Source organism: Amycolatopsis sp. NPDC043887, from assembly GCF_056435665.1.
Genome location: NZ_JBWKEB010000018.1, coordinates 85,383 through 101,636, shown reverse-complemented (window position 1 = coordinate 101,636; position 16,254 = coordinate 85,383). Strand labels below are relative to the sequence as shown.

Annotated in this window: 15 protein-coding genes and 1 pseudogene; 7 read left to right on the top strand and 9 right to left on the bottom strand. The window is 69.4% G+C overall.

The genetic code is table 11. The features are described from left to right. The first annotated feature begins 12 nt into the window (after positions 1-12). Entirely contained in the window at positions 13-756 is a 744-nt protein-coding gene (locus AC069H_RS35915; protein WP_478235297.1) for an AraC family transcriptional regulator, read from the top strand. 53 nt (positions 757-809) lie between these two features. Here the strand turns inward: AC069H_RS35915 and AC069H_RS35910 are convergent, their stop codons facing one another. After that, positions 810-1,967, bottom strand: a complete 1,158-nt coding sequence (locus AC069H_RS35910; RefSeq protein WP_478227437.1) for a thioester domain-containing protein — start codon at positions 1,965-1,967, stop codon at positions 810-812. Positions 1,968-2,294: 327 nt separating this feature from the next. On the opposite strand from AC069H_RS35910, the gene AC069H_RS35905 reads away from it, so the two are divergent. Continuing rightward, positions 2,295-3,479 carry a PQQ-dependent sugar dehydrogenase gene (locus tag AC069H_RS35905; protein WP_478227436.1) on the top strand — a complete coding sequence of 395 codons (1,185 nt, stop codon included), beginning with the start codon at positions 2,295-2,297 and terminating at the stop codon, positions 3,477-3,479. Positions 3,480-3,597: 118 nt separating this feature from the next. Next, positions 3,598-4,866, top strand: a complete 1,269-nt coding sequence (locus tag AC069H_RS35900) for an SON protein (RefSeq protein WP_478235296.1) — start codon at positions 3,598-3,600, stop codon at positions 4,864-4,866. 74 nt (positions 4,867-4,940) lie between these two features. On the opposite strand, the gene argG is transcribed toward AC069H_RS35900, so the two are convergent. Further along, positions 4,941-6,389 carry an argininosuccinate synthase gene (gene argG / locus AC069H_RS35895; protein ID WP_378436634.1) on the bottom strand — a complete coding sequence of 483 codons (1,449 nt, stop codon included), beginning with the start codon at positions 6,387-6,389 and terminating at the stop codon, positions 4,941-4,943. Positions 6,390-6,894: 505 nt separating this feature from the next. Here argG and AC069H_RS35890 point away from each other — a divergent pair. Further along, positions 6,895-8,457, top strand: coding sequence for a molybdopterin-dependent oxidoreductase (locus tag AC069H_RS35890; RefSeq protein ID WP_478235295.1), 1,563 nt, complete (start codon positions 6,895-6,897; stop codon positions 8,455-8,457). A gap of 88 nt (positions 8,458-8,545) precedes the next feature. Continuing rightward, positions 8,546-9,223, top strand: a complete 678-nt coding sequence (locus AC069H_RS35885; RefSeq protein ID WP_478227433.1) for a fasciclin domain-containing protein — start codon at positions 8,546-8,548, stop codon at positions 9,221-9,223. A 59-nt stretch (positions 9,224-9,282) separates the two neighbouring features. On the opposite strand, the gene AC069H_RS35880 is transcribed toward AC069H_RS35885, so the two are convergent. The 5 genes from AC069H_RS35880 to AC069H_RS35860 all read right to left on the bottom strand — a co-directional run bounded on the left by AC069H_RS35880 (position 9,283) and on the right by AC069H_RS35860 (position 12,015). Further along, the gene (locus AC069H_RS35880) at positions 9,283-9,588 is read right to left on the bottom strand and encodes a hypothetical protein (protein ID WP_340684071.1); all 306 of its coding nucleotides are present in this window, start codon (positions 9,586-9,588) and stop codon (positions 9,283-9,285) included. After that, positions 9,585-9,986, bottom strand: coding sequence for an Asp23/Gls24 family envelope stress response protein (locus AC069H_RS35875; RefSeq protein ID WP_478227432.1), 402 nt, complete (start codon positions 9,984-9,986; stop codon positions 9,585-9,587). Before AC069H_RS35875 ends, AC069H_RS35880 begins: the two co-directional genes overlap by 4 nt. Continuing rightward, on the bottom strand, positions 9,976-10,542 hold the full coding sequence (locus tag AC069H_RS35870) for an Asp23/Gls24 family envelope stress response protein (RefSeq protein ID WP_478227431.1): 567 nt from the start codon (positions 10,540-10,542) through the stop codon (positions 9,976-9,978). Before AC069H_RS35870 ends, AC069H_RS35875 begins: the two co-directional genes overlap by 11 nt. Continuing rightward, on the bottom strand, positions 10,533-11,114 hold the full coding sequence (locus AC069H_RS35865) for an RNA polymerase sigma factor (protein WP_340684068.1): 582 nt from the start codon (positions 11,112-11,114) through the stop codon (positions 10,533-10,535). The genes AC069H_RS35870 and AC069H_RS35865 overlap by 10 nt, the downstream gene beginning before the upstream one ends. 127 nt (positions 11,115-11,241) lie before the next feature. Beyond that, a complete protein-coding gene (locus tag AC069H_RS35860) occupies positions 11,242-12,015 on the bottom strand; it encodes an ABC transporter permease (RefSeq protein ID WP_478235294.1) in 774 nt (257 codons plus the stop codon). A gap of 76 nt (positions 12,016-12,091) precedes the next feature. On the opposite strand from AC069H_RS35860, the gene AC069H_RS35855 reads away from it, so the two are divergent. After that, positions 12,092-12,565, top strand: coding sequence for a MarR family winged helix-turn-helix transcriptional regulator (locus tag AC069H_RS35855; RefSeq protein WP_478227429.1), 474 nt, complete (start codon positions 12,092-12,094; stop codon positions 12,563-12,565). A 1-nt stretch (position 12,566) separates the two neighbouring features. Here AC069H_RS35855 and AC069H_RS35850 read toward each other — a convergent pair. Both AC069H_RS35850 and AC069H_RS35845 read right to left on the bottom strand, forming a co-directional pair. Continuing rightward, positions 12,567-13,618: pseudogene (locus AC069H_RS35850) on the bottom strand (Rossmann-fold NAD(P)-binding domain-containing protein). A 58-nt stretch (positions 13,619-13,676) separates the two neighbouring features. Beyond that, the gene (locus AC069H_RS35845; protein WP_478227428.1) at positions 13,677-14,822 is read right to left on the bottom strand and encodes a CaiB/BaiF CoA transferase family protein; all 1,146 of its coding nucleotides are present in this window, start codon (positions 14,820-14,822) and stop codon (positions 13,677-13,679) included. Between the two features lie 148 nt (positions 14,823-14,970). Here AC069H_RS35845 and AC069H_RS35840 point away from each other — a divergent pair, with 148 nt between their 5' ends. Continuing rightward, positions 14,971-15,789: an NAD(P)H-binding protein gene (locus tag AC069H_RS35840; RefSeq protein ID WP_478235293.1), complete on the top strand. Its 819-nt coding sequence runs from the start codon at positions 14,971-14,973 to the stop codon at positions 15,787-15,789. Positions 15,790-16,254 lie beyond the last annotated feature (465 nt).

The window sequence follows — 16,254 nt, the reverse complement described above, 5'->3', positions numbered from 1 at the left end:
AAATGACAACCAATGACGGAAATCCGCCACATGTCCGCGGCGCCGACCCAGGTCCGGTCCCTGGCCTCCGGCACGACGATCGACGCGCACCGCCACGACGATCACCAGGTCGCCTACGCCGCTCGCGGCGTACTGGCCATCACCACCGACAGGGGCTCCTGGGTCGCGCCCGCCACGAGGGCCATCTGGGTGCCCGCCGGGACCGTGCACGCCCATCAGGCGCACGGCGACCTCGAACTCCGCCTCGTCGGCCTGCCCGCCACCGTGAACCCGTTGCGGCTGACCGAACCGAGCGTGCTGGCCGTCGGACCGCTCCTGCGCGAACTCATCCGCGCCTACACCGATCCGCCGCACGACGACACCCCGGAACGACGGCGGCTGCGCGCGGTACTGCTCGATCGGCTTCGCGTCTCGCCGCAGCAACCTCTGCACCTGCCGACGCCCGCCGACCCGCGGCTGCGCGCACTGTGCGAGATCCTCAGCGCCGATCCGGCCGACAACCGGACGCTGGCCGCTCTCGGCGCGCGGGTGGGGGCGAGTGATCGCACCCTGGCACGGCTCTTCAAAGCCGACCTCGGCATGACCTTTCCGCAATGGCGCACGCAGCTGCGGCTCTGCCGCGCTTTGGTCCTTCTGGCCGAGGACACCCCGGTGACCGCGGTGGCGCATGCTTGCGGCTGGTCGTCCACCAGCGCGTTCATCGACGTCTTCCGCCGCGCCTTCGGGCATACGCCGGGCACGCACTACGAGCGGTGAACGCGAAAGCGGGGCCGGTCCACAAAGGACCGGCCCCGCTCGTCGTTCGCTTCTTACGCCTCGCTACGGCGACGGCGCACCAGCAGCACCATCAGCACACCCGCGCCGAGGAGCGCGCCGCCGATGATCAGCGGCATGGTCGCGGAAGCACCGGTGTTGGCCAGCTCGTCGCCGCCACCCGATTCGGCGCCACCGGGGGTGGTGGGGGCCGGGGTTTCGGTGACGGGCGCGCCGCCCTGCTTCCAGCTCGCGGTCGCGTTCGCGACGACCGAGGTCTTCTCGGACTCCGCGACGATCAGGGACTGGGCGGGCACCTTGTCGTAGTTCTCGCCCACGAACAGGCGGCCGGTGTCGAGGTGGCCGCTGACCTTCAGCGAGAACGAGCCGGAGCCGTCCTTGGCGTCCTTGGGGACGTCGACGTAGACCTTGGTGCCGTCCTTGACGTCGGCGGCCTTGATCTCCTTGCCGTCGGCGTCGGTGACCTTGACACCCTCGGGCAGCTTGCTCGTCAGCTCGGTGATGTCACCGCTCGTGGCGATGCTGAACGGGCCGATCCGGGTACCGGTGGCGCCGTCGGCCTTGGCCGGGCCGATGTTCAGGGTCGGCTTCGGCTGCTGGCCGATGCCGGCGTTGTCCTTGCCGACGAGGTAGTCGTAGAGGGCCAGCACATCGGCGGAGTCTTCCGCGGCGCCGCCCGAAATCGGGTTGGCGCGCTTCAGGTCCTTGCCGTCACTGAAGTGCCAGACCGCGGCCTGCGTCGCGGTGATGGCCTCCTTGACGGAGAGGCCGCCGTTGAGCTTGACGTCGCTCTTGCCGAGCGTGCCCTCGAGCGCCTTGACCGACGCCGCCGGGTAGCCGTGGTGCAGCACCCAGTTGAGCTTCGCGCTGTTCTTGTTGAACGGCGAGTTGGTGTCCGGGTACTTGTTCCACGGACGTTCGATCATGTCCTGATCGGTGCGCATGCCGACCTCGACCTGCACGCAGTACATCTTGAGCTTGCTGCCGTCCGACAGCTTCAGCGTGAACAGCACCGTGTCGGCGGGCTTGCCGTTCTCGAAGTTGACGCCGAACCCGCCATTGCCCTCTTTTTGGACGACCCGGCCCCGCGCCGCGCCGTCATCGGCGAGGGCGGCCGGAGCGGCCATCGTCAACGCGACGGCCGCGGTGGCCACCGCGATCCCGCCGCGAACCAGAACTGACCTGCCGTGCATGTGTCTCCCATCCGGATACGGACCACGAATGCCAGCGCCGCATGCGACCACAGGCCCCGACCGCAACGGCTCGCCCGATCGGGGGATAACTAATCCCATCGAGCGAGAGCGGAGCATACAGAGGTCTCACAAGCCGCTACTCAGGGGTATGGCTGATGTCCGAATTGCCCCGAACGAAGGGTGAACGTCAGGAAAACGATCTTGGGCGGGTAGAGAACGATTCTCCGGGGGAAAGAAACCGACGGAAAGCTCGCGAATGGAGGTACCGGCGCTCCTCCGGTCGCTGTTGAATTGGACCAGACCATTCACTGGCGATTGGAGTCCCTCATGACGCGACGGCACCTCCGCCGGGGGTTGTCCCTGGTGGCCGGACTCGCCTTGGCGGGCGCGCTGCTCCCGACCGCGAGTAGTGCGGAACCCCGGGAAACGCGGGGTGTTCCGCTCGGCGAGCTGACCGCCACGGCGACCAAGGTCGCGTCCGGGCTGGTCAATCCGACCGCGATCACGGCACTGAACGACGGGAGCGGCCGGATCCTCATCGTGGAGAAGAGAGGCGTCGTCCGGGCCTACCATCCCCGGACCGGGCTCGCCGCCAAGCCGGTTCTGGACATCAGCGACAAGGTGAACGGCGCGGACGTCGAGCGCGGGCTGCTCGGCCTGGCGATCGCCAAGGACAGGCGGGCTTACGTCGCGTACACCCGCAAGTCCGACAGCGCGGTGACGCTGTCCCGCGTCCGGCTGGACACCGGCGAGCTCACCGAGCTGATCACCCAGCCGCATTCCGAGTTCCCCAACCACAACGGCGGCCAGCTGGCGTTCGGTCCGGACGGGTATCTGTACTGGGGGATCGGTGACGGCGGCGGAGGCGGCGATCCGCTGGCCAGTGGGCAGCGCCTGGACACGTTGCTGGGCAAGATCCTGCGTATCGACGTGAACCGCGCGTGCCGTCCGCTGAAGTACTGCGTCCCGGCAGGTAATCCGTTCGTCGGCGTCGCGGGCGCGCGTCCGGAGATCTGGTCGTACGGGCTCCGCAATCCGTGGCGGTTCTCCTTCGACCCCGCCGACGGTTCGCTGTGGATCGGCGACGTCGGCCAGGGCCGGTTCGAGGAGGTCGACCACCTCGCCAAGGGCAAGGGCGGCGCGAACTTCGGCTGGTCCTGCAAAGAGGGGCCGGTCGTGTTCGACGAGACGCGCTGCGAGGACGGCGTGACCTACACCGAGCCGGTCTTCCACTACATCTCCGGCGCGGAAGGCTGCGCGGTGATCGGCGGGCACGTCTACCGCGGCAAGAAGTACGCGGCACTGGCGGGCGGGACCTATCTCGCCACCGACTTCTGCCAGGGGACGGCCTGGGCCGTCCGCAAGAAGACCGACGGCACCTACGAAAGCGCCCGGATCGGCGAATTCCCGCTCGACGCCACGACGTTCGGCACCGACCAGAACGGCGAGCTGTACCTGGCCGACGAACAGCCCGGCGGACTGCACCGGATCTCGTTCGCGCGCAAGGGCTGACGAGACTCCCCGGCCGCGTCCGCCCGGCGCGGCCGGGGCACCCGGTCGCGTTTCATCAAGTTTTCATCATCCCTCCATAGCGTGAGGTCGTCCGGTGAAAACAGTGATGGAGGGCGACGTGGAGCAATCATTCCCACCCGGAGGCGCGCAGTGGCCGCCGCCGCAGGGCTGGGTCCCGCAACCGGTACCGGCGCCGCCCGCCCGGAAACCCCGGTGGCTGCTGTTCGGCGGGATCGCCGGACTGGTGCTGGTGCTCCTCGCGGGTCTGACGACCTGGCTGCTGTGGCCGTCGAAGGCGGGCCGTGAACCCTTCGAGCAGGCACTCGCCGGCCTTTCCTCGGCGCCCGCCGTCCGGAACAGCACGTCCACCGTCGGTGGGATGATCAAGACGGACGTCAAGACCACCGCGTACGGCGAGACGTCCGGCACGTTGTCCTTCCAGGGCAAGAAGATCGACATCCTGGTCGTCGGCGGCAAGGTCTACTTCAAGGCGCCGGACGGCATGCTGCCCGGGGCGATGGCGGACGCCGGCGGGACCGACGAGCTCAAGGACCGGTGGATGACCGGCGAGGACGCGCTGTTCGGCCCGGCTCTGCAGCAGTTCGAATCCCCGGAGAAGCTCGCCGCCCGGTTGCGCGCGGCGCTGGACCAGGCGGACGAGATCCCCGGGGACCAGAACGAGACCGTCCGGGACGTTCCGGCGCTCAAGGCGAGCACGCCCGCGGGTGACCTGTACGTCTCGAAGGAGGCACCGCACCGTCTTCTCCGCTACTCCGTGAAGATGCCCGGCGGGATACCGTCCATGCCCGGCGCGGAGTCACGGCCGTCGATGCCGTCCGGCGCCGGCCTCGGCGAGTCCGATGTGGACGCTCTGTCGCCTCAAGAGACCAGCGCCGTTTACGAGACCCTGATGGTGAACGCCCAGAAGCTGTCCGGCGCCGTCGACACCAGCGTGCGGTTCGACATGGACGGCGCGGCCACCGTCGCGTGCAGTTCGGCGGGCTGCACGGTGACGGCGAACGTGTCCAACTCCGCCTCGGCGAACAACGGTGGGAAGGTCAGCGGCCAGGTCAACGCCACGATGACCGCGAACGTGACCATCGGTGGCCGCTCGGCGGGCAGTTGCCGGGAAACCGCCAGCCTGCCGTTGAACGGCTCGGCCTCGATCAGCTGTGTCAATGGCGGGGCCGGGAGCGTCTTCTCGTCCGTCGAAGCGGAGAAGAAGGCGGATGCCGAGGCGCGGTCACGTGCCTCCGGCGGGGTGCCGGTCCAGTACCGGATCGAGAGCATCGCGTCGGTCGCCGTGCTGGCCCAGGCGGTCGGGGAGGTCGAGGTCAGCCGTCTGGTCGGCGAGCTGGCCGAACGGCGGTCGAAGTTCGGCGGCTGACCGGATAGAGAACAGCGCCGGGCGAACGGCTTCGATGCCGCGCGCCCGGCGCTTTCGCGTCCCGTTCGTCCGGGTCAGTCCGTGCCGGATTCGATCGCGGCGTGGTCCAGCAGTTCGTCCTCGGCCGAAGCCTTGCCGCGCGAGGCGATCGCCTGCGCGCCGCCCGCGTCCATGGCCCCGATCAGGCCGGTCGACGCGGCCTGCGCGGCGCCGATCAGCGTCGGGTGCCCGCCGCCGACCATGCCGAGCCCGGCGTACTGCTCGAGCTTGGCGCGTGAGTCCGCGATGTCGAGGTTCCGCATGGTGAGCTGGCCGATCCGGTCCACCGGGCCGAACGCCGAGTCCTCGGTGCGCTCCATGGACAGCTTGTCCGGGTGGTAGCTGAAGAACGGGCCGGTGGTGTCGAGGATCGAGTAGTCCTCACCGCGCCGCAGCCGGAGGGTGACCTCGCCGGTGACGGCCGCGCCGACCCACCGCTGCAGCGATTCGCGCAGCATCATCGCCTGCGGGTCCAGCCAGCGGCCTTCGTACATGAGCCTGCCGAGACGACGGCCTTCGTTGTGGTAGCTGGCGAGGGTGTCCTCGTTGTGGATCGCGTTGACGAGCCGCTCGTACGCCGCGTGCAGCAGCGCCATGCCCGGCGCCTCGTAGATACCGCGGCTCTTGGCCTCGATGATCCGGTTCTCGATCTGGTCGGACATGCCGAGCCCGTGCCGCCCGCCGATGGCGTTGGCCTCCAGGACCAGGTCGACCGCGGTGGCGAACTCCTTGCCGTTGATCGTCACCGGGCGGCCCTGTTCGAAGCCGATCGTGACGTCCTCCGGCGCGATCTCGACCTCGGGGTCCCAGAACCGGACGCCCATGATCGGGTTCACGATCTCGATGCCGGTGTCGAGGTGTTCCAGCGACTTGGCCTCGTGCGTCGCGCCCCAGATGTTCGCGTCGGTGGAGTAGGCCTTCTCGGTGCTGTCCCGGTACGGCAGGCCGTGGGCCTGCAGCCACTCGGACATCTCCTTGCGGCCGCCGAGCTCGCTGACGAACGCGGCGTCCAGCCACGGCTTGTAGATCCGCAGGGACGGGTTCGCGAGCAGCCCGTAGCGGTAGAACCGCTCGATGTCGTTGCCCTTGAAGGTGGACCCGTCGCCCCAGATCTGGACGTCGTCCTCGAGCATCGCGCGAACCAGCAGCGTGCCGGTGACCGCGCGGCCGAGCGGTGTCGTGTTGAAGTAGGTGCGGCCGCCGTTGCGGATGTGGAAGGCGCCGCAGGCCAGCGCCGCGAGCCCTTCCTCGACCAGCGCGGCCTTGCAGTCGACGGCGCGCGCGATCTCGGCGCCGTAGGCCTTCGCCCGGCCCGGGACCGACGCGATGTCGGGTTCGTCGTACTGGCCGATGTCAGCGGTGTAGGTGCACGGCACTGCACCCTTCTCGCGCATCCACGCGACCGCTACCGAGGTGTCGAGGCCGCCGGAGAAGGCGATCCCGACGCGTTCGCCGACAGGCAGAGAGGTGAGTACCTTGGACATGATGGAAGTATATGCATAGGAGTGTATGACCATGCAAGCCGGGGTGGGCAGGGCAACTCGGGTGGGTGGCCGCGTGGGTCGTGAGTGGCGATTCGGGTTCTAACCGTCGTTACCACTCACGAGGGACCTGGACCAGCCTTAACGTGCCGTTGCCGGCGTTCTGGTGTCCGTGAAGGCCTCCTTCCCTACCTTGAGCGTAGGGAAGGAGGCCTTCACGGACCCGCGATCGACCGGCAGCCACCTCCGGTAGGTACTCAAGACACCGTTGGCTCTAACCCGAATCGCCACTCACGAGGCGTTCGGTGGGCTCGGTGCCGGAGCCCCGTGCCTTCCTGCACTTGGCAAGGTGTGAAGGTCGAGTTTCCTCGGCTGAGCCGAGGGAAGGGGGCCTTCACGCGCGGCCGGTGTGCCTGTTGTGGTCAATGGTGTACCCAAGCGCTCTTGGCCCTAACCCGAATCGCCACTCACGACCTGTCCGCGGACCCGTCCGTGCCGAATACCTGGCATGAAGACTTCGCGGGCCGCCCGGGAACCACGCCTCCCTCTCTTCGGGGCGGCGCTGATCGGTGTCGTGGCCCTCGCCGCGGCACTGGCGGCCGGTCATCTGGTGGCCGGGTTCATCAGCGTCAACGCCTCGCCGTACCTCGCGGTCGGCAACGGGGCGATCGATCTGACGCCGGTGGAGCTGAAGGACTTCGCGGTCCGGACGTTCGGCGTCTACGACAAGCTCGTCCTGCTCGGCGGGATGGCCGTCGTGATGGTGCTCGCCGCCGCCGTGGCGGGAATCGTCTCGCGCCGGTCGCCCGTTCCGGGGGTCGTGCTGATCGCCGCCTTCGGTCTGCTGGGCGGACTCGCCGTGTCGCAGCGTCCCGACCTCTCCCTGGTCGCTCTGCTCGCGCCGCTGGCCAGCCTGATCGCAGGGGTCGGCGTCTTCCTCTGGTTGCATCGCCTGGCCTCGGCCAGGTCGCGGGCCGAGGAGGAGCCTTCCGGCGCCGCCCCGTCCCGCAGGTCGGTGCTGCTGGCCGGAGCCGGTGCCGTCGTCGCCGCGGGTGCGGCGGGCGCCGGAGGGCAGCTCCTCGCCGGCACTCGAGACGCGGAGTCTTCCCGGACGGCTATCGGACGGCTCGTTCCCGCGAAGCCGGCACCGCCGATCCCGGCCGACGCGGATTTCGCCAAACTGGGCACGCCGACGTTCCTCACCTCGAACCGTGACTTCTACCGCGTCGACACCGCGCTGTCGGTGCCGCAGGTCCGCGCCGAGGACTGGAGCCTCCGGCTGCACGGCATGGTGCGCAACGAAAAACGGTTCGGCTACGACGACATCCGCAACCGGCCGCTGATCGAGCGCACCATCACCATGACCTGCGTGTCCAACGAGGTCGGCGGGACCTACGTGTCCACGGCGAACTTCATCGGCGTCGACCTCGGGGATCTGCTGCGGGAGGCCGAAGTCCTGCCCGGTGCCGAGCAGATCTTCTCCACCAGTGTCGACGGCTGGACGGCGGGCAGCCCGGTCGTGGCCGCGCTCGACCCGGAGCGGGGCGCGATGCTGGCGATCGGGATGAACGGCGAACCGCTCCCGGTCGAACATGGTTTTCCCGCGCGAATGGTGATCCCCGGTCTCTACGGCTATGTTTCGGCGACGAAATGGGTCCAAGACCTGGAGATCACCACCTGGAAAGCGCGCCGCGCGTACTGGCTCGACCGTGGCTGGGGTGAACAGGCCCCGATCAAAACGCAGTCCAGGATCGACAGCCCGAAAGGATTCGAAACGGTACCCGCGGGCAAGGTCCGGATCTCGGGCGTGGCGTGGGCGCAGCACACCGGTGTCGAGCGGGTCGAAGTCCGGCTCGGCGCGAGTGGAAACTGGCAGCCCGCAACGCTTTCCCGCGAGGTGAACATCGACACCTGGCGGATGTGGTGGAGTGAATTCGAGGTCCCGGCGGGGAGTCATCAGGTCACCGTCCGGGCCGTCGACAAATCCGGCTACACCCAGACCGACGCCCGTGCGGGAACCGTTCCGGACGGCGCGACGGGCTGGCATGTCATCAGTTTCACCGCACGGTGATCGGCGTCACTCGAAAGGGTGGCAATCCGATTTCGCGGTAGGTCCGAATACCCGGCAAGAGTCCGAAAAACAAATGGAGTGATTTTCCGTGAGCAAGCTTCGCGTCGCAGGAATCGGTTTCACCGCGGTCGCCGCGCTGGCACTGTCCGCCTGCAGCAGCAACGACAGCGCTTCGTCCGGCAGCTCCAGCAGCGCCCCCGCGCCCGCCCCGTCCTCGTCGATGTCGGCCCCGATGTCCAGCGCCGCTTCCGGTGACGGCGTCACCACCAACGCCGACGTGTTCGGCCCGGCCTGTTCGCAGCTGCCGCAGGGCAGTGCGCCCGGTTCGCTGGACTCGATGGGCCCGCAGCCGGTCGCCAGCGCCGCCTCGACCAACCCGCTGCTGACCAAGCTGGTCGCCGCGGTGAAGGCCACCAACCTGGTCGACACGCTCAACAGCCAGCAGGCCATCACCGTGTTCGCCCCGGCGGACCCCGCCTTCCAGGCACTGGGCGACGCCAAGTTCAACGAGCTGGCCGGCAAGCCGGACGAGCTGGCCCCGATCCTGCAGTACCACGTCGTCGGCAAGCGTTACGACGCCAAGGGCCTGGAGTCCGCCAAGTCCGTGGAGAGCCTGAACACCGCGGGCGGCCCGGTCAAGATCGAGGGCTCCGGCGAGAACATGACCGTCAACGGCGCGAAGGTGCTGTGCGGCAACATCCCCACCAAGAACGCCACCGTCTTCGTCATCGACAAGGTGCTGACCCCGGGCACCAACAAGAACTAGGTCCCCACACCCTGATCGCGGTGGCCACGCTCTCGGGCGTGGCCACCGCGATCTGCGTGTCAGGGAACGAGTGCGGCGGCGTCCACGTCGGTCACGACGATCCGCAGGCTCGCGTTCTCCCACGGGGTTCCGGTGAGCACCGTGCGCAGGGCGGCCCCGGCGACCTCCGTGAGCGGCGGGATCGGCACCTCCAGCGCGACCACGCGGATCTCGACGACGTTCTCGGAGATGTCGACGGCCATCACGTCGAGGTCCCACGGCACCGCCGAGGCGGCGGCCGTGGTGGACGGTGTCGCCGCGCGGAGCCCCGGCACCTCGCGGAGCGTGCTCAGCAGCGACGCGGTCAATTCGGAACGTGCGGTCACAACAGTCCTCCACGGATTTCGATGTCCAAAATGGACACCGAGACGGCCGACGGGGTGAGCCCGGTCGCCTCGGTGACCGCCTTGCCGACGGCACGCTGTACCGCCTGCGCTGTCGCCGCGGCCTGGTCCAGCCCGGAGAGGGAGAGGTCGATCTCCACCCGGACGTCCGGCGGATCGTGCTCGACGAACGCGCGGACGCCTTCCGTCGGCGCCGGTTCGAGGCCCTTGATCCGCTGCCGCGCGATCCGGGTCAGCGAGCCGGCCAGCCCGCGCAATCCGGGTTCCAGGCGGACCACGCCGGGGACCCGGGCCGCGGCGTGCGCGGCGACGGCCGCGATCACCGGAGGGGAGATCACCGTCTCGACCGATGGTCTGGCCGGGGCCTGCTCACGCGTCATAGATGTCCTCCACCACCAGATCGAGCCGGGCCAGCCGGAGACCCACCCTGGCGCCGGCCGCCGCCGTGACCCGCTCGCGGACGAGGTCCAGCGAGTCACCGTCGAAATCATGCGCGATCGCCAGGCTCAGCTCCACGTCCACGGCCAGCGCGTCGGTGTCTTCGCCCGACCGGTGGACCCGGCAACGCCGCGCGCGGACACCGTCCACGGAGTCCGCGGCGAACCGCAGCACCGCCGCGACCGCCTGATCGCTCACCTGCACGTCGCCCGGTTCCGGGCTGGCCAGCGGCACCAGGTCCCGGCGCCGCACCTCGGTGCGGATCGCGGACATGATCCGGCTGGTGAGATCCGGCGAGGGCTCGGCGTCGTCTTCGGCCAGTTCCCTGGTCAGCCCGCGCAGCACCCGGAGGCTCTCGCGGGTCGCCCGGCAGTGCGGGCAGTCGAGTTCGTGCGTGTCCGCCCGGCCGGCGTCGACCTCGTCGAGCCGGTCCCAGATCTGTTCCACATCACGGCCGCACGGCAGCAGGTAGTCCCGGGTCGCGTGGTTCATCGCCATGGCGCCATCACCTCCGCCAACTGTGCTCGTGCTCGCGCGATGCGTCCGCGCACCGCGGTGGTGGTCGCCCCGATCGCCTTCGCGATCTCCTCGTAGGAGCGCCCGTGGACCTCGCGCAACAGCCAGCAGGCCCGTTGCTCGGCGGTCAGCTGATCCAACGCCCCGGTCAGCGCCGTCATCTGCGCGCTCGTCTCGGCCGCGCGATCCGGCCGCCCCGCCGAACCGGCGGACTCCTGCTGGTCCAGTTCGACGTCGGCCACCGGCTTCCTGGCGCGGATCACGTTCAGGCACCGGTTGGTCGTCATCCGGTAGAGCCAGCCGACGAACGCCGCGTCCTCCTGCAGCTGATCGAGCCGCCGCCAGGCGACGAGGAACACCTCCTGGACGACGTCCTCGGCGTCGCCTTTGTTCCCCAGCATCCGCAGCGCCAGCCGGTACATCGGCCCCTGGAACCGCAGGACGAGCTGCTCGTACGCGCGGATCTCGCCGTCGCGGGCGCGCGCCACCAGCGTCGCGTCGTCCAGCACGGTTTCGCCGGCCGCGAGCGGTTCGGTTCTCTCCGAAGTCGTCATCGAGCGCACCTGTGCAGCGCCGTCATGCCGAAGCTCCCTTCACATCACCATGTAAGACACGGCTTCCCCGGAAACGTCACGCGGGAAACCCAGCCGACCACGGCGCCGCGGATGGCGCACGCCGAAGTCAGGTGATCGCCCGGCGGCGGAACGCCCAGAGACCCGCGGGGGTGAGCACGATCAGCGCCAAGGCCAGCGCGAGCGCGCACAGCCACGCGGGCAGGTGAGCGATCTGCGGCGTCAGCGCGCCACGCAGGCCTTCGCTGACGTAGGTCATCGGGTTCAGCGCGCACAACGCCCGGAACCAGGGGACCGCGGCGAGTTCGGGGAAGGGGAACTGGGCGGAACCGGTGAACAGCAGCGGCGGCATCACGAGCGAGAAGGTGATCCCGATCCGGGCGGGGGAGACGAGTGAGCCGATCGTCACCCCGGCCGCGCCGCCCGCCAGCGCGCCGAGCACGGTGTACCCCAGCGCAGCCGGGAGCCCGGCCGCCCGCCAGGGCAGCTCACCGAGCACAAGCGCGCCGACCGGGACCATGAGAACGGCCGTGACCAGTCCTCGCGACGCCGCCGCGAAGATCCGCTCGACGACGATCCAGGCGAGCGACACGGGCGCCCGCAGCCTGTTCTCGATGGTGCGGGTGGCGAATTCCATGGCGAGCGGGAAGGACGCGTTCTGGGCGGCGGCGAAGAAGGCGTTCAGCGCGACGAGGCCGGGCAGGAGCAACCGCGCGTAGCCGGGCGGGGTGTAGCCGAGCGCGCCGAGGACCTTCCCGAACACCAGCAGCATCAGCAGGGGTTGCATGAGCACCTGCGCCAGCACCCCGCCGAGCTGCTTCCGGGTGATGAGCAGATCGTGTTCCAGCAGTCCCCAGAACACTCGCCACGGACTCGGACGCATATAGAAAGCGTACGCTTGCTTATCCCCGTATCGGACCTGGGTTTCCTGCAAAAAAGGCAAGTGCTAGCGTTGTATCGTGAGTGCAGCCACGCAGACCGCCGAATCGGTGCGCTGGGCCGTTTCGCGGTTGTCGTCCCGTCTCCGGGCCGAGCAACCCGGCGAAGACCGGAGCCTGAGCAGGCTGGCCGCGTCGGTGCTGGCGAACCTGCGGCACAGCGGGCCGCTGACCGTCAGCGCGCTCGCCGCGATCGAGGGATTGCAGCCGCAGTCGCTGACCAGGGTGCTGAACGCGCTCGAGGCTGAAGGCCGCGTGGCCCGGCGCCCCGACGAGCGCGACCGGCGGGCTCAGCGGATCGTGATCACCGAGGCCGGCCGAGAGGCCCTGCGAGAGCATGTGCGGGACGGCAACCGCTGGCTGGCCCAGGCGCTCGGCGAAGCGCTGACCCCAGCCGAACGGGAGATCGTGCGGGTGGCGGCGGGACTGCTGCTCCAGGTCGCCGAGCACGGAGCCGGGGACGAGCGCGGCCATGGTGCCGCGCCGCCGCTCTGAATCAGCTCTGACGGGCGAGCGCGGGGTACTCGTCGAGGGTGATGTCGGTGGCCGGCTTGTCGGTCACCCACAGCATCGAGCGCAGCAGAAGCCGCCTCCGGAACATCTGGTCGCGGAGCTTGATCCGCAGGTTCGTCGGCGGCGCGAGGAACGGGCCGGCGTTCGCGGTGCGGGCCACCTTGGCGTAGCCGCGGAACTTCTCGTCGTAGCGGCGGAAGGCGAGCTCGTGGTCGCCGTCCGCCGCGGCGAGTTCGCCGGCGATGACGTACGCGGCCACGATCGCGAGCCCGGTGCCGAAGCCGCCCAGGGTGTTGCCGTAGGCCGCGTCACCGAGGAGTGCGACGCGTCCGGTGGAGTAGCCGTCCATCGCGACCCGGGCGATCGAGTCCAGGTAGACGTCGTCCGAGCGCTTCACCACCTCCAGCAGTTCGGGCAGCCGCCAGCCGCCGCCGGCGAATGCGGTGGCCAGGATCTCCTTCTGCTGTCCGATGTCGTACCGGTCGTAGCGGAGAACGCGCTGGCCTTGGGCCCGCCGGTGGCCGCCATGCGGCCGGGCTCGTTGTACATCACCGCCGGGCCGCCGTCGGTCTCGCCGGTCTCGACCAGGGCGTAGTAGTGGCCGAGGTGTTCCACGTAGTCGGCTTCCGGGCCGAACGCCAGCCGCCGCACGGTGGAGTGGATGCCGTCGGCGCCGAAGACGTACTCGCAGTCCCGCTCGGACCGTGCGCGGAGGATCCGGGCCAGGTCGCCGCGGCCGATCTCGACGTCGCCGCCGGTGAACTCGCCGGGCAGGACGGCGAGCGGCCGTCCCTCGGCGTCGACGATGGTCTGGTCGAGCCCACCGGTCTGGTGCTCGCGGATCTCGTCGAGGATGCCCATCCGCTCCAGCACGAAGCGGTGGGTGGCGCCCTTGAAGTCGACCGCCTGGCCGCCGCCGCGGAGTTCCGGCGACCGCTCGACGACGGTGACCGCGTAACCCTGGCGGGAGAGCCAGAAGGCGAGGGCTGGACCGGCGATGCTGGCGCCGGAGATGAGAACTGTCCTGTTCGTCATGGCCGGAGCTTCGCGGGCGGTGTTGACGAAGTTCTGACAGTCCGCTGACGGCTCGCCGTCAGATCCAGCCGGGCAACGGAAGGGTGAGTTGCCCGGGGTCGTCCGGCGGTGCGGTCTCGTAGCGCGGCGGCGTCGCCGACAACCCGATCGGGTTGCGGGTCAGCCGCACCGACGTGCCGTCGGGCCGGGGGAGATCGACCGTCGGGCTCAGGCCGAGCCGTTCGGCCAGCGCGAACGCGCCCGCGATGTCGTTGACCTCCCCGGCGGGCACCCCGGCCGCGCTCAACTCCGCCGCCCACTCGGCCGCCGGACGCTTGCCGAGATGCGTTTCGAGCAGCGCGCGGAGTTCGGCCCGGTGCTCGACCCGCGCCGGATTGGTCGCGAACCGGGTGTCGCCCGCGAGCTCCGGCAGGCCGATGACCTCGCACAACGCCGCGAACTGCCGGTCGTTGCCGACGGCGAGCGCGAGTTCGTGATCGGCGCAGGGGACGAGTTCGTAGGGCGCGATGCTGGGATGCCGGTTGCCCATCCGCGCCGGGACCGTCCCGCCGGAGGTGTAGGCGCTGCCCTGGTTGACCAGCGCCGCGAGCAGGCTGGACAGCAGGTTGATCTCGACCCGCTGCCCCTGCCCGGTCCGGTCGCGATGGCGCAGGGCGGCGAGGATGCCGACACTCGCGAACAGCCCGGCCAGGACGTCGACGAGTGCGACGCCGACCTTCTGCGGCTCGCCCGCCGGGTCGCCGGTGATGCTCATCAGCCCGCCGACGGCCTGGATGAGCAGATCGTAACCGGGCAGCGCGGCGCCGCCGCCGGAGCCGAAACCCGTGATGGAGCAAAGGACGAGGCCGGGATTCGCCGCCAGCAGGACCTCCGGGCCGAGCCCGAGCCGATCCATCACGCCGGGCCGGAAGTTCTCGACCACGACGTCGGCATCCAGCGCGAGCGCGCGGGCCTGGGCGAGATCGCCGGGGTCGCCGAGGTCCAGCGCCACGCTCGTCTTGTTCCGGTTCACCGACTGGAAGTACGTCGCCTGACCGGCGGCGTCGTAGGGCGGTCCCCAGCTGCGGGTGTCGTCGCCGGTGCCCGGCCGCTCGACCTTGATCACCGTCGCGCCGAGGTCGGCCAGCAGCATGGTGGCGAACGGGCCGGCGAGCACCCGCGAGAAGTCGAGGACGAGCAGCGGGCCGAGAGCGGTTTCGGGCATGTGCCCGACCCTAAGCGGCCGTTCGCGTCTTCGAAGTTGTGATCGCGCTCACGAAAGGGCGGTTCTCCCATTACTTTCCTCTAGGTACCTACTATCACCGGGAAGGTAGCTTCGGTCGCGTCAACGAAACGCGAACCGAGGAGTGACCATGATCGTGGTGACCGGAGCGACCGGGAACGTAGGACGGCTGCTGGTGGAAAACCTTGTCGCCGCAGGAGAAGAAGTGACGGCGGTGTCGCGCCGGATCTCGCCGTCGGACGTGCCGGAGGGCGTGCGGACCGTGCGGGCCGATCTCGCCCGTACCGAAGGACTGAAGGAGATATTCGCCGGAGCGGACCGGGTTTTCCTTCTGACGTCGGGAGAATTCCTGGCGGCGGGCGGTGACGTCGCCGAGGTCGTCGCTGCCGCCGGTGAAGCCGAGATCGTGCTCCTGTCTTCCCAAGGGGTCGCGACCGGGCGGCACGCGCCCGCGTTCGAGGAGGCGGTCAAGACGGCGAGTCCGAAGTGGACGGTGCTGCAGCCGGGAGGCTTCGCGTCGAACGCCTTCCAGTGGGCGCCGGCGATCCGGGCCGATCGCGTCGTCGCCGCGCCGTTCGGCGACGTCGCGCTGCCCGTCATCGACCCGGCGGACATCGCCGACGTCGCGGCGGCCGTGCTGCGGGAACCCGGACACCACGGCCGGACCTACGTGCTCACCGGACCCGAACCGATCTCGCCCCGGCGGCAGGCGGCGGATCTCGGCGACGCGCTCGGCGAACCGCTGCGATTCGCCGAACTGGGCGAAGACGAGGCCCGCACCGCGATGTCGGAGTTCATGCCGCCGGTGGTCGTGGAGGCCACGCTTTCGATCCTCGGCAGGCCGACGGAGGAGGAGCAGCGGGTCAGCCCCGACGTCGAGAAGGTGCTCGGACGACCGGGGCGCACCTTCGCCGACTGGGCGGCGCGGAACGCGGCGGCGTTCAAGTGACTACTGAGGGGTAAGGCAAAAGCGACATGATCTAGTCAGCGGCGAGAGTAGGCTCGCCAAGAGGCCCGGGGCGCTCCTGACCGTCCATAAGGTACACCAAACCAGGCGCCGGTATCCATTTTGGATACTTTGAGTGACTTTGCGCGGGGTCGTGAGTGGCAATGAGCGTTCTATTGAGGGGTAAGTCAAATGTGGCGTGATCGGGCCTCTGCGGTGGAGCACCCCTTCGCTGGGGCAACAGCAGAGAGGCGGCCTTCGCGGCATGGTTCCGGACTGGCCGGCAGGAGTCAGCTGCGCTCTGAGTGTCCACAAGGGACGCTTTCCGGCGACGAAATGTCTACTTTGAGGCCATATGACCCGTTTGGCGGTCGTGAGTGGCGTTTCGGGTTAGAACCCGAAACGCCACTCACGACCCCCCTCTCTACCGGAACCGAGAAGTCCTTTCACCCCACCAAAAAAAGAAAA

Excerpts from the sequence above, each read along its gene's own strand:
- AC069H_RS35860 (WP_478235294.1), bottom strand. The coding sequence starts at position 12,015 with ATGCGTCCGAGTCCGTGGCGAGTGTTCTGGGGACTGCTGGAACACGAT.
- argG (WP_378436634.1), bottom strand. The coding sequence starts at position 6,389 with ATGTCCAAGGTACTCACCTCTCTGCCTGTCGGCGAACGCGTCGGGATC.
- AC069H_RS35870 (WP_478227431.1), bottom strand. The coding sequence starts at position 10,542 with ATGGCGATGAACCACGCGACCCGGGACTACCTGCTGCCGTGCGGCCGT.
- AC069H_RS35905 (WP_478227436.1), top strand. The coding sequence starts at position 2,295 with ATGACGCGACGGCACCTCCGCCGGGGGTTGTCCCTGGTGGCCGGACTC.
- AC069H_RS35910 (WP_478227437.1), bottom strand. The coding sequence starts at position 1,967 with ATGCACGGCAGGTCAGTTCTGGTTCGCGGCGGGATCGCGGTGGCCACC.
- AC069H_RS35845 (WP_478227428.1), bottom strand. The coding sequence starts at position 14,822 with ATGCCCGAAACCGCTCTCGGCCCGCTGCTCGTCCTCGACTTCTCGCGG.
- AC069H_RS35865 (WP_340684068.1), bottom strand. The coding sequence starts at position 11,114 with ATGACGACTTCGGAGAGAACCGAACCGCTCGCGGCCGGCGAAACCGTG.
- AC069H_RS35890 (WP_478235295.1), top strand. The coding sequence starts at position 6,895 with ATGAAGACTTCGCGGGCCGCCCGGGAACCACGCCTCCCTCTCTTCGGG.
- AC069H_RS35840 (WP_478235293.1), top strand. The coding sequence starts at position 14,971 with ATGATCGTGGTGACCGGAGCGACCGGGAACGTAGGACGGCTGCTGGTG.
- AC069H_RS35875 (WP_478227432.1), bottom strand. The coding sequence starts at position 9,986 with ATGACGCGTGAGCAGGCCCCGGCCAGACCATCGGTCGAGACGGTGATC.
- AC069H_RS35915 (WP_478235297.1), top strand. The coding sequence starts at position 13 with ATGACGGAAATCCGCCACATGTCCGCGGCGCCGACCCAGGTCCGGTCC.